A 12906-nucleotide genomic window follows, 5' to 3' on the forward strand; every position below is an offset into this window, starting at 1 on the left:
CTAAAAGCTATCCCGTACCCTGCGTTACAACAAGTTAATCTACATGGAATTGTACCGCAGATAACTCCTGACTACCGCAGGCACTGACAAAAATACACATGGACTACACACTGCTTGTTCACTGCTATTAACTACATCCTGCCAGCCGACCTTATTAAAGTCATTTTTGCTAAGAGGTTGATTCAATAGTGATATAGTGAGAGTTTATTCTTTCACTTCCTACTCTGCCAAATTTTTATCAAGTTAGCTGGCCTTCCGGTATAGAAGATAACCTTTCAACAACTGCCCTCAGCAGCAACTTAAGCAATCTAACGGTCGTGTTCAGCGGCAGCAGATCACCTTTGCATCTACACCAAGATATCTAAACTGTCCGCTGCAACACAGTTGTTGTCCCGTGCCACAGCGGTAGTTGATTTACAGCGTTTCAAGCAGGATCGATAACTTAACCCCGAACTGGGAGGAAGATGGAAAACTCAGTGCCTTGTCCCAATTTCGACTGGACTTCCAGCCGGCCACCATGTTTCTCGACCACAATCTGACGCGCGATCGCTAATCCTAATCCTGTTCCCTGACCCACCGCTTTCGTGGTAAACAGATGGTCAAAAATGCGCTGCATCACCTCTTCCGTCATGCCAATACCATTATCAGAAATGTTAATCATCACCCACTCGTTATCTTTCATTTCTGTCCGAATCGTGATGCAATTGGGACTCGCTTGAATCTCCTTAAAACTACATCCCTGATTCGATTCTTCCAGCGCATCAATCGCATTGGCAAGGAGATTCATAAACACCTGATTGAGTTGTCCAGGGAAGCATTCAACTGCCGACAAGTTTCCATACTCTTTGACCACTTTGATCTCCGGTCGGTCATCATTGGCTTTCAATCGGTGTTTGAGAATCAAAATTGTACTATCAATTCCTTCATGAATATTAAAGGGAACTTTGTAATCTTTATCCGCTCTGGAAAACGTTCGCAAGCTGATGCTGATATCGCGAATTCGTTCTACTCCCAATTTCATCGAGTCGATTAACTTCGGTAAGTCTTCTTGCAGATATTCTAGATCGATTGCTTCAATTTCATCTTCAAGTTCTGTGTCAGGATTGGGTAGTTTTTTCTGATACAAGTCGATCAGTCTGAACAAGTCTTGAATATAGTCTTGTGCTGGGTCTAGATTGCCGGCAATGAAACCAACTGGATTATTAATTTCGTGAGCGACTCCAGCAACTAAATTCCCCAGAGCTGACATTTTTTCGCTCTGTACAATTTGTAATTGTGCCTGCTGTAAATCTTGTAAAGCTTGTTGCGCTTCTTGATAGAGTCTTGCATTCTCTAGAGATATTGCAACTTGAGAAGCCAGCAGATTAATGACTTTTAAGCGCTCCTTGGTAAATACCCCTCTCGTGAGTTGATTTTCTAGATAAAGTATTCCCACTAGGTTATTTTGATTGAGAATCGGTAGACAAAATACACTCTGAGGTTGATAGGTGAGCATATATTCTCCCATTAACCCAGGAATGTCTGTTTGCAAGTTCTCGATGAAAATTTTTTGTTGAGTATTCTTAACGTAATAGATAATTTTTTTGGGGATGTCTTGACAAATATCTACTGGTTGTGATTCAAGGATATTTTGGATATAAGGCGAGGAATTGGCGTCAAGATGAATCGATGTAATTGCCCTAACTTGCCATGTATCTTTTTCGGGTAAAATGAGTACCGCTTTTTTGGCTCCAGAGGTTTCCACGAGAATTCTGGTTAAGCTAGCAATCAATTCATCCAGTTTAATACTACTAGAAATAGCTTGGGCAGCTTTGAGGATGGATGCGAAATCAAGAGCCTCGGAGATACTCGTAGCGGTGGTGGAAGAGTGAGTCGATAACGACGCAGAATTCCGATGGACACTGGTAATAGTTTCTAAGGGATTGAGATTGAGTTCTTGCTGTTGCAGGATGGGTTTGAGGAGTTGAGGATAGCGTTTTTCTAGGTCATTGATTTTCGCTTCTGCGCCCCAGCGAGCATAACCGTAGTAGGCTTCCTGCATATAAGTTTGGGCAATTTTTTCTTTGCCCCATTCCAAGTAGAATTTGGCGGCGAGTTCGTTGGCGAGGGCTTCCTCTTGGATATAACCGTTTTCCTTGGCTCCTTGAATTGCTAAATCATAAAATTCTAGAGCTTCTATTTTGCAATTAAGGAGTTGATGCTTTTGGGCTTCAACTAAATGATATTTATGCAAGTAATTCATAGGGCCATAATCTGCCCAGTCTTTTAGCTTGGCTTGATTTTCTTGCATTCGCTGCCATCGCGGCTCTGACTCCGACATTGATTCACCAGGAGTGGCCAGCACATTCAGAGAATCATAGAAATAGAAGATCGGTTCAACGATACTTCCCATCCCTCCAGCCAAATAGTGTCGCGTTTGAGCGGCATCGTGTTCGGCTTTAGCAAAGTCTTCCAGCCAGTAATTCAAAGTGAATCGATATAGGTAGAAGAAGGAGAGCCGGTAAAAATCGACTTTGGCCTCAGCCAGGACTTTTTCTTCATAGGTATCCTGGCGTAAGGGAATTTCGTCCTCTGACTGACCCAAGAGAATTTGAGCCGCCTGCCAGTACGCCAACACACAGTTTGCTGCTGTGACTTGGTGGAGGTCGCACAACTGTTGGTAATAGGCGCGAATTTGCGGTTCGAGTTCAGCGAGCGGTTGACCGTACCAATAAGCATTGAAGCAGTACAACTGCGCGTCGTAGCCCATAAATTCTAGATTGCCGGTTTCTAATCCAGCTTGATAGCCTTCCAGCAGAATGGGCAGCGTCTCTTGCAGATGGATCGTCCAGTGTCCCACATATCCTCCCATTAACAGGGCTGTTGCGGCTCGAATATTTTTGGCATCTGGCTCTGAGGCGAGTTGGTATGCGAGTTGCCCAAACTGAGGCACCTTGCTCATGTCTGCCCACAGGGTTCTGAGTTGGAAGGCATAACCGGCATAGCAATAGGCTGAAACCGGACTATTGCCAAATTGAATGGACAACTTGACTTGTAGCGCAACGACCAGGAAATAAAGCTTTGAGCCGGTCATGTAACAGACGGGTGTCAGGCGAGCCGCATTTTGCATAATGGCGAGCTGCTGGGGATCGGTCATTGCCGGCAGATGAAGGAATGACTCAATGGAGCGACCCTCAATTAAGGCATCGATTTCCTGCTTCACCTTGCGAATATCGTCTAGTGTTGTTTCGTCTGGCAGATTCACACCCAACATCCGGAAGACCGATTGCCCGATCGCGATCGCCTCTAAAAATTGATTGCGGGCGACCAATGCCTGGATTGTGACTTGATAAACTTGCACCTGTTCTAAAGGCGTTTTCGCATGATCAATCACCGATTTAATCCACTGATCCATCTGCTCAAAATCGCCTACTAAGAAAGCGACCTCGGCAGCTAGGTCGTGCAGAGATAGGGTCATTTCATACTGCCGGTGCCAAGCGTCTGTTCCTAGTAGTTCCAGACCCACTTTGGCATATTCACGGGCAGCTTGATAAGCGGTGGCAGCTCTGGCTTTGTTGCAAGCCGTGAGGTTGAGTTGGGCGAGTTCGTCCCGTTCCTGTTGTTCCTCAACCAGCGTGGTTCCATAGTTCAACTGATTGACGATTTCAAAGATGCGCTCTTCTCTGGCGGCTGGGGAAACTTGTTGCAGTAGTAATTGCCCGATCTGGTAGTGAGTTGTTTGTTTTTGCTCGTCAGGGATGAGGGAATAGGCAGCTTGCTGAACGCGATCATGGAGAAAGCGATAGGAACAGTTAAACGTTGCTGAAGAGTTGACTTCAGCCACCTTCAGTTCTGCCGGCTGATAAAACTTATAGACCTCGGTGATGGGTAAAATCACTCCTTCTTGCAAGGCTTTCCAGAGGTCAATCGCAGTCTCTTCGGGTGATTGCTCATTGACAATTGCCAGGGTCGCCAAATCGAACTGAGCGCCAACGCAAGCCGCCAGTTTCAAAACAGTCTGCGTGGCAACCGGCAATTTTTGCAACTGAAGTGCCATGAACTCGACAACATCATCCGTGAGCGCAAGTAACTTCACCGTTGCCAAGTCGCACTGCCAATGTCCTGCCTGGTAGTCAAACGAAATATAGCCGTCCTCGTGCAGTGCTTTGAGAAATTGGGTGAGGAAGAAGGGATTCCCCTTGGTTTTTTGATAGACCAACTCCGTCAGCCGCTGAGCCAGTTCAATCGAGCAACTCAGTGTATCTGCCGTTAACTGATTCACATCTGCTTGGCTTAGGGGTTCCAGGGTGAGGGTATGGATCAGGGTTTGGGCTTTTTTGACCTCATCCAGCATCAGCATCAAGGGGTGAGTCGGGAACACTTCGTTATCCCGATAGGCTCCGATGATGAACAGATAACCGCGATCACGCTCTGTCAGCAGTAGCTTCAGCAAATTCAGAGAAGCCGAATCAGACCACTGCAAGTCATCCAGAAAAATGACCAGTGGATGCTCTGGCGTGGTGAACACCGTGATGAACTTCTGGAACAGCAGATTGAAACGGTTCTGAGCAGCGCTGCCGGAGAGTTCCGGCACCGGCGGTTGCTGGCCGAGTACCTGTTCGAGTTCAGGAATCACCTCGATCAGCACCTGGCCATTGTCACCCACTGCTGCCAGGATCTTCGCTTTCCACGCTTGCAACTGCGTGTCATCACTGCTGAGCAGTTGTCCCATCAGGTCGCGGAAAGCTTGGACAAAGGCGCTAAACGGAAGATTGCGGTTAAATTGGTCAAACTTGCCTTTGATGAAATAGCCATGCCACCGCACAATCGGCTTATGCACTTCATTGACGACGGCGGTTTTGCCAATGCCGGAAAAACCTGCCACCAGCATCAGTTCGGAGGCTCCGTTAGCAACGCGTCCAAAAGCCTCAAGCAAGGTTTGAACTTCTTGTTCTCGTCCGTATAGTTTTTCGGGAATCAAAAAGCGATCACTGATATCCCGTTCACCTAAGTTAAACCAGGCGTGTTTGCCGGCAACCTGATACGCTTCCTGGCATCTCATCAAATCATGCTTGAGACCGAGGGCACTTTGATAGCGATCTTCGGCATTCTTGGCCATCAGTTTGCGAATGATTTCACCGAGTATGATGGGCAAATCAGGGTTGAGATCGCAGATAGAAAGTGGTTGCTTAGCGAGATGGGCATGAACCATTTCCATTGGCTCGTCAGCTGGGAATGGTAACTGTCCTGTGAGCAGTTCAAAAAAGGTAATTCCCAAGGAATAGAAATCGCTGCGATAGTCAATCCCCCGGTTCATCCGTCCAGTTTGTTCCGGTGAGATGTAGGCTAGGGTGCCTTCTAAAACGTTGAGATTTTGAATCTCTTGGGTTTCGCGGGGCAGGAGGGAGGCAATGCTAAAGTCAATGACCTTAATCTGCCCAGTTTCTGGCTGAATCAGAATATTGGCGGGTTTAATGTCTTTGTGAATAATTCGTTGCTGATAGAGCCGGTGGAGGACATCCACAATTTGCAGGGCAATTGGCCAAAATTGTTCGACAGTCAGAGGGCAAGCATGAATGTAATCACGTAGTGAGATGCCACCGATGTCTTCCATCACCAAGGCATAGCCATTGGCATAGGGTTCTAGACTAATCGGTTGGACAATGCCTGGGATGTCGATATTTTTAGTGATCGCATACTGATTGCGAAACTGAACCAACTCGCTGAAGCTGGGATAGTCGTGCCGCAGTGTCTTAATCACCACCGGACATTGCTTCAACTTTTGCACTCCTCGATAGACAGCCGTCCTGGAACCTAGATACAGTTGCTCGACCAAGGTATAGCCAGAAATTTTTGGTAGTTGCTGTGCTAGAGGAGTCATAGGTGTATAAAAAAGGTTTTGATTTTACTAGGATGCCCTAAATTCTTAGTTAAGTAGCAGACTTGTTGGGAAATAAGCTGGTTTAAGGGCGGGCTTTCCGCTTCTTTTCCAAAGTTATGCTGCATCAAGATAAGACTTGTTGGGAAATAAGCTGGTTTAAGGGCGAGGTTTTCCGCTTCTTTTCCAAAGTTATGCTGCATCCATAGCGAAGTTCCCCAAACCGACTGTGTTCAGTCGTGGTGTTTAAATTGAGCTTATGGGAATGATGCCGGCATCTATATCTTAAAGCGAAAATCCGGCTTCCCCCACTTCAAGGAATGTTTGCAACAACTCTGCTGCATTATTGTATTCATAAAACTCTTAAGGATATTAGGCTAAACAGAAAGATTGCTAAGCGTTCAAGTCGTTGTTCTCATTCTTCCACTTGCATTCAATTCACATCCCTCAATTCTTTGAATGAAGCGGGAAGTTAATTTTTCATTAACCTCTATGACGACAGCAACCAATTCTGCAAGTCCGCTACAACCGAACTGTTAGACAGCAGAACATCTTCAAGAAATTTATAAGGAAACTGTAAAATTAACACTTTCGCAACTGACGAATAATCCTCAAAATTTCACCGTTTCCAAAGAACGCACCAAAATATGCAAAAACAATTGAGTGGTAGCTGGACTCGAAATCTTCTGATTTTGAGACAGAGGTTACATATAAGTGCTGTCCTCCTAATAGATTGCTTAGATGATCTACATAGTAACCATCTTTTAAGTTGCTAATAAAGACACCGCTGTTAAAATCCTCTCTTGACAAGCTAATGAACCACAGAATTTGCACCGAAGTAAAGCATCACGCAGTTGGCTTAAATCGTAAATCATAGGCTGGCTAGTGAATGGATCATGATCCGAGCGCCGGCATTTTACATCTAATGTCATTACAATTGCGTTGAATTGTAATTTTTTTAAGTGATGAGGCTGCTTAAAACACGCGCGGCTACCGGCAACCCTCGCACACCTGCCATCAATCTCTGTCGCGTGGTAGAGCCTGAGAATTTGTTAACTTTTATAAGATAAGCCCAGTCCAACTCTCATAAAACTTCAGCTATGCAAACGTATGATGTCATTATCATAGGGGCCGGTCACAACGGGCTGGTCTGTGCTGCTTATCTCCTCAAAGCTGGGTATAGCGTTCTATTATTAGAAAAACGTTCAGTCCCAGGCGGTGCGGCAACCACCGAGGAAGCCATGCCAGAAGAGGCTCCCGGTTTTAACTTTAACCTCTGCGCCATTGACCATGAATTTATCCATCTAGGGCCGGTCATCGAAGAATTAGAACTAGAAAAGTACGGTTTAGAGTATCTGTGGTGCGATCCAGTCGTTTTTTGCCCCCATCCCGATGGCAAATACTTCTTGGGACATAAATCAGTTGAAAAAACCTGTGCAGAAATAGGCCGGTATAACGAGCGCGACGCTAAAAAATACGCAGAATACACAGATTTCTGGCAGCGTGTCATTGGTGCGATGATTCCCATGTTCAACGCGCCGCCTAAATCACTTTTTGATATCGCCGGCAACTACGACATCGAAAAGCTGAAAAAACTATTTTCCATCCTGGGTGGGCCTGACAAAACGCTGGACTTTATTCGCACCATGCTTACCAGCCCCGAAGACATCATAAATGAATGGTTTGATTCGGAATTTTTAAAAGCACCCTTAGCAAGACTCGCAGCCGAACTCGGTGCGCCTCCCTCCCAAAAAACCATTGCGGTGGGTGCAATCATGATGGCAATGCGTCACAACCCCGGTATGGCTAGACCTCGTGGCGGCACCGGCGCTTTAGTAAAAGCATTGCTTAAGTTAGTTAAAAGCCTAGGCGGAGAAGTTCTCACAGATCAGCACGTTGAGCGAATCTTAATTGATGACGGTCGCGCTGTGGGCGTTCGGGTGGCGAATGGCACCGAATATCGGGCAAAACGCGGCGTTATTTCCAATATTGATGCGAAGCGAGTATTTTTACAATTGGTGGATGAAAGCGATGTGGATGCCGCCGATCCCGCTCTGCGTGAGCGTTTGGAACGTCGGATCGTCAACAACAACGAAACCATCCTCAAAATTGACTTGGCGATGGATGAACCCCTGCGGTTTGAGCATCACGAACACAAAGATGAGTATTTAATCGGTTCAATTCTCATTGCTGACTCGGTTAGACAGGTTGAGATATCGCACAGTGAATCGAGTGTTGGCAAGATTCCAGATTCCGATCCCTCGATGTATGTGGTGCAGCCGACGATGCTTGATCCATCAATGGCACCCCCCGGTAAGCATACGGTTTGGATTGAGTTTTTTGCTCCTTACCAAATTGCCGGCGCGGAGGGAACCGGCCTGAATGGCACCGGCTGGACGGATGAACTGAAGAACAAGGTGGCTGATCGCGTCATCGACAAGCTTGCCGATTATGCGCCAAATGTCAAGAAAGCTACAATCGCTCGCCGGGTGGAAAGTCCAGCGGAATTGGGGGCACGTTTGGGAGCCTATAAAGGCAATTACTACCACATCGACATGACTCTGGATCAGATGATATTCTTCCGCCCCTTGCCAGAGTTGGCAAACTATAAAACGCCGATAGAAGGGCTGTTTCTCACAGGGGCCGGCACTCATCCGGGTGGGTCTATTTCTGGGATGCCGGGACGCAATACCGCCCGCATCTTCATACACACGCAGCAGCCGATCGCTCAGACGCTTAGTGATGCGGCGAATTCTCTTAAGTCAACCGCAAAGGATTTGTTTAAGAAAACATGAGGGTTGGCAGGGGCATGGCAGTGCCATGCCCGTACAAGGGTGAAGAAGTTTCTGTAAGCTTTTGGGCAAGAACTTTGAAATTTGAAACCGGCTTGCTGGCACGTTTTTCATTTTTCATTCTAAATTGTTCATCCTTTGTACAGATGAATGGGATCACTTAAAAATGATGAACTGAAGTTAGTGTTAGCGATTATTTAGAGATGACACATCGTGTTTTAATTCTTGGCGGACGAGGGCGCATTGGCAGCAGTGTGGCGAGAGATTTACTGAACCATACGGATGCGCGAATTATGATTACTGGGCGTAACCCAGATACAGCGGAGCAAGTCAGTGATGATTTGGGTCCTAAAGTAGATTTTGTGGCTTTGGATTTGGCGGAACACGAGGTGGTGAGAAAGGCGATCGCCGATTCTAATTTGGTTGTCCACTGTGCCGGCCCTTTTCACTATCGAGATGCAAATGTTCTCAAAACTTGCATTGAGGAGGGTGTGAATTATGTGGATGTGAGTGACAGCCGCAGTTTTACCCGTAAGGCGCTAGATTGCACTGAGGCGGCGAAGGCGGCTGGGGTGACGGCGATTATTAACACCGGCATCTTTCCTGGGGTTTCTAATAGCATGGTGCGCCAGGGCATTGAGCAGTTAGATGAGGCAGAACGCATCCATTTAACCTATGTGGTGGGGAGTTCTGGCGGTGCCGGCATGACGGTGATGCGAACGACGTTTTTAGGTCTGCAAAGTCCTTTTGATGTTTGGGTCGATGGTCAGTGGCAACAGGTAAAGCCGTACACCCAACGCGAAACGATTCAGTTTCCCGCCCCTTATGGCAAAACCGGCGTTTACTGGTTTGATATGCCGGAAGCTTTCACGCTGCCTGAATCCTTCCCTGGCGTGAAAACGGTGATTACCAAGTTTGGCACCGCCCCGGATCTTTACAATCACATGACTTGGATCGTCGCAAACTTGTGGCCATCGAGTTGGTTGCGGAATAATGCAGTGATTGAGTTTCTGTCTCACGTCAGTTATCGCATGACGAATGTGACGGATCGGATTATCGGGACTGGGGTGGCGGTTCGATCTGAGGTATCGGGACGCAAGAACGGAGAACCGGCAACTTATTGCACGAGTGTGGTGCATGACAACGCCGCAGTTGCCACCGGCATTGGCACCGGCACCATTGCTGAGTTCATTTTGTCTGGCAAGCTGAATAAGCCTGGAGTGTGGCCGGTTGAACAAGCACTACCAACTGATTTATTTGAACACTGCTTAGAAACTCGCGGCCTGAAGATTCATCAAGAAACGTTGCAGCACTAACCGTCTTTATCTGTCTATATAGTTATTCATTGTTGCTGTAACAATTTTTAATTTGCTGAATGCTTGAATCTGCCTGCCGGTAGAAGTAAACGCTGGAGTTGTCAGCGTAATATGCTTCTTGTAGCTAAACGTCGCAGTACAAATTCCAAACAAAAAAGTCAGAGGAGGTATTTTATATGCAGCGAATTTTACAAACCTTGGGGCAAGCATTACGCAAGAGCGTTGTGATTGTGTGCTTGATGAGTTTAATCGGCGTGTCCGGTTTATTCATCTTCGCTCCTCAGCCAAGTTATGCAGCAACAGCCGTAAGTAAAAAGCCGGTTCTACCCGATCCTGATGTCCTCGATCCTCAAGCCGGTCTGAGTCGGGAACAGGCTTATGAAGAAGCCGTAAAGGACGCTGAGAGCGAGAAAAGCATCGAGAAGGTTTACGAAGAAAATTTAGAGGAATACAAAGAAGAAAATCCCGGCCCTAGCTTAATTGAAAAAGCCGAAGAGGCCCTTGAAAAGGTGACTGGCCAAGATTAGGTTATAAGGAACTAAATGGTAGGTGTGATGCTATATAATTAGCTCAATTTTTCCTTCCTGAGTTTCAACGATAACTCCATTTAAACTGTTGTTTAGGTGGAGTTTTTGATATTAAAAGTTTTATTTTTTAATGAAGATTTTTATATGTAATTGAAATAAATTTTAACTAAACTATAAAGATTGAAACTAAAGAAATGGCCAAAAATTTTTATTAAATAAAAGTTAAATAACTAATAAACAAATACGGGAAAATGTCACTCTTCAGAAAGATGTTTGCAGGGGAATTTAAAGAGTAGGTTTAAGAAAGAACTCGAAAAGGAAGCAATACTTATGAGTAACGACAGACACAATACAAACGAACCAGATGCCAACCGTGACCCGCTTTCCGGTCAGCCCGGAGCACATCCAGTGGGTACGGGGATTGGTGCAGCCGGCGCAGGGGCTGCCGGTACAGCAATTGGTGCAGCAGTTGGCGGCCCCGTGGGCGCGGTTATAGGCGCTGTGGTGGGTTCAGTCGCTGGTGGATTAGCCGGCAAGGGCGTTGCTGAAGCCATCGATCCTACCGTGGAAGATGCTTACTGGCGTGATAACTATACGTCTCAATCCTACGTTGAGCAGGGCATGGGATATGACGACTATCAGCCGGCCTATCGCACCGGCTATGAAGGTTACAGAACCTACTACAGCACTGGCAAAAGCTACGACGAGTTAGAACCGGATCTACAGCGTCATTATGAAGCGGATCGTGGCGGTTCACGCTTGGGTTGGGATAAAGCCAAGCACGCAACCCGCGATGCGTGGAACCGGGTTGAACGGGCGATTCCCGGTGACATCGACAGAGACGGACGCTAAAAGCCGGTGTTAACTGCGCTTGATAGCCTGGTAAATGGTTTTAGGGTTTTTGGTTTAAAGGAGTAATTTGCCGGTTTGTTCGGACACCGGCAAATTACAAAATAACAAATCACATCTGACAAAAAAAGCAGTAAGTAGCGCTTAATTTTTCAGCTATTTACTGCTTTCTACGATGGAAGGCTGGGTTGGTTCAACCTTGTCGTGATACCAGTTCATTAAAGGCGTTGAACTAATTCCGTGGATAATGACAGAAATTACAATTGTTGTATAAGTAATCCAAGCAAGTCGCTCACCTGTTTGATCTTTTAACCCGTGGCTAAATGCATAGGCTAGATAATATAAAGACCCAACACCGCGAATGCCAAACCAGCCAAAGAGCCAGCGGGTTTTTGGTTGCCAATACCCGCCTAGTGTACTCAGCCACGCTCCGAGCGGTCGAATTACTAAAAGCACCAATACGCCGATGATTAGGCTGTCGCCGGCATAAGTTATCATCGGTTGAAATCGCAGGAGCGAACCTAAGAGCAGAATGGTAGCGACTTCCATGAGTTTTTCAATTCGCTCTGTGAATTCTAGCTGAGAAAGCGATTTTTCCGGATCGTGGTAAGTTTTCTGAAAGACTACACCGGCCACAAAAACAGCGAGAAATCCATAACCATTGACAAATTCTGTGAGGGTATAGGTGAGTAAAATTGTGCTGAGGGCAATGAAATCTTCCATCAAATTATCAACGGGGCGGTATTTTTGAAGTTGCTTGTCAACCCAAACAACTGCTTTTGATACCACAATTCCCATGACGATGCCGGCGGCAATTGCCCAAATTAAATCGATGGCAACCCACTGTTTAAGCCAGTTATCCCAATTGTTATCTTTTAATGCGTGAAGCCCAAAATAGACAAACGGAAAAGCCAGCGCATCATTTAAACCACCTTCTGAAGTCAAGCCAAAGCGCAATTCGTCTTTATCTTCCATGTGGGCCATCTGAACTTCGGAAGCCAAAACTGGGTCAGTCGGTGCGAGAATGGCTCCTAGGAGAATAGCAGGACCCCAACCAAAACCTAAAATCCAATGGCCGGCAGCAGCAATGGCAAAGATGGAAATTGGCATTAAAAATCCAATCAGCCGCGCCGTTATATTCCACGCCCACAATTTCAGGGGTCGCTTCATTTTGAGGCCGCAGCTAAATACAGAAACAATAACAACAAATTCCGTGATTCGTTCTAGAAATTTGGCGTCGGGTCGTAAGTTAATTAGCTGAACTCCGTATTCACCTAAACCGATCCCAACAAGCAAATAAATCAGGGCGTAGGATAACGGTAACCGTGAAATCCAGCCAGAACCGAGGGTGACGAGAAGCAAAAGAAAGCCAATGACAAACAGGCTGACAAAGTAAGTATCCACAAAAGCGTTCGCACAGTTAAGGGTGGTTGCTTCATGAGTTTACTCTCACAACCTTTTGCTGCGAATCTTCCTTTTGGGAGGATTTTACAATCTAAATTGATCCCCGTTGGTTGTATAACCTGAGGAAGATGCACCCTTATTCTTAACCGCTTTTTAAGTAT

7 protein-coding genes are annotated in these 12906 nt (G+C 46.2%); 4 read left to right on the forward strand and 3 right to left on the reverse strand.

Features of this window, described 5'->3' with window-relative positions:
• Positions 1-442: 442 nt before the first annotated feature.
• Entirely contained in the window at positions 443-5860 is a 5418-nt protein-coding gene (locus tag H6F73_RS02785; RefSeq protein ID WP_190757301.1) for an ATP-binding sensor histidine kinase, read from the reverse strand.
• 1097 nt (positions 5861-6957) lie between these two features.
• On the opposite strand from H6F73_RS02785, the gene crtO reads away from it, so the two are divergent.
• Positions 6958-8652 (forward strand): beta-carotene ketolase CrtO, encoded by a 1695-nt coding sequence (crtO, locus tag H6F73_RS02790; protein WP_190757302.1) that lies wholly within the window; start codon positions 6958-6960, stop codon positions 8650-8652.
• Here crtO and H6F73_RS26865 read toward each other — a convergent pair.
• Complete coding sequence (locus tag H6F73_RS26865) at positions 8639-8770, reverse strand: hypothetical protein (protein ID WP_277882578.1); 132 nt, start codon at positions 8768-8770, stop codon at positions 8639-8641. The two genes, crtO and H6F73_RS26865, sit on opposite strands and share 14 nt — an antisense overlap.
• Positions 8771-8852: 82 nt before the next feature.
• Here H6F73_RS26865 and H6F73_RS02795 point away from each other — a divergent pair, with 82 nt between their 5' ends.
• The 3 genes from H6F73_RS02795 (at position 8853) to H6F73_RS02805 (ending at position 11344) form a co-directional block, all read left to right on the forward strand.
• Complete coding sequence (locus H6F73_RS02795; RefSeq protein ID WP_190757303.1) at positions 8853-9965, forward strand: saccharopine dehydrogenase NADP-binding domain-containing protein; 1113 nt, start codon at positions 8853-8855, stop codon at positions 9963-9965.
• Between the two features lie 176 nt (positions 9966-10141).
• Positions 10142-10492, forward strand: a complete 351-nt coding sequence (locus tag H6F73_RS02800) for a hypothetical protein (RefSeq protein WP_190757304.1) — start codon at positions 10142-10144, stop codon at positions 10490-10492.
• Positions 10493-10822: 330 nt separating this feature from the next.
• On the forward strand, positions 10823-11344 hold the full coding sequence (locus tag H6F73_RS02805) for a hypothetical protein (protein WP_190757305.1): 522 nt from the start codon (positions 10823-10825) through the stop codon (positions 11342-11344).
• A 153-nt stretch (positions 11345-11497) separates the two neighbouring features.
• Here the strand turns inward: H6F73_RS02805 and H6F73_RS02810 are convergent, their stop codons facing one another.
• Positions 11498-12745 carry a cation:proton antiporter gene (locus H6F73_RS02810; protein ID WP_190757306.1) on the reverse strand — a complete coding sequence of 416 codons (1248 nt, stop codon included), beginning with the start codon at positions 12743-12745 and terminating at the stop codon, positions 11498-11500.
• Positions 12746-12906: the final 161 nt, after the last annotated feature.

The sequence above is a fragment of the Microcoleus sp. FACHB-68 genome (genome assembly GCF_014695715.1).
Classification (GTDB): Bacteria; Cyanobacteriota; Cyanobacteriia; order Cyanobacteriales; family Oscillatoriaceae; genus FACHB-68.

What these genes read in the sequence shown, in the direction of transcription:
- H6F73_RS02795 (WP_190757303.1), top strand. Translation starts at nt 8,853, where the DNA reads ATGACACATCGTGTTTTAATTCTTGGCGGACGAGGGCGCATTGGCAGC.
- crtO (WP_190757302.1), top strand. Translation starts at nt 6,958, where the DNA reads ATGCAAACGTATGATGTCATTATCATAGGGGCCGGTCACAACGGGCTG.
- H6F73_RS02800 (WP_190757304.1), top strand. Translation starts at nt 10,142, where the DNA reads ATGCAGCGAATTTTACAAACCTTGGGGCAAGCATTACGCAAGAGCGTT.
- H6F73_RS26865 (WP_277882578.1), bottom strand. Translation starts at nt 8,770, where the DNA reads ATGAAAAATGAAAAACGTGCCAGCAAGCCGGTTTCAAATTTCAAAGTT.
- H6F73_RS02805 (WP_190757305.1), top strand. Translation starts at nt 10,823, where the DNA reads ATGAGTAACGACAGACACAATACAAACGAACCAGATGCCAACCGTGAC.
- H6F73_RS02785 (WP_190757301.1), bottom strand. Translation starts at nt 5,860, where the DNA reads ATGACTCCTCTAGCACAGCAACTACCAAAAATTTCTGGCTATACCTTG.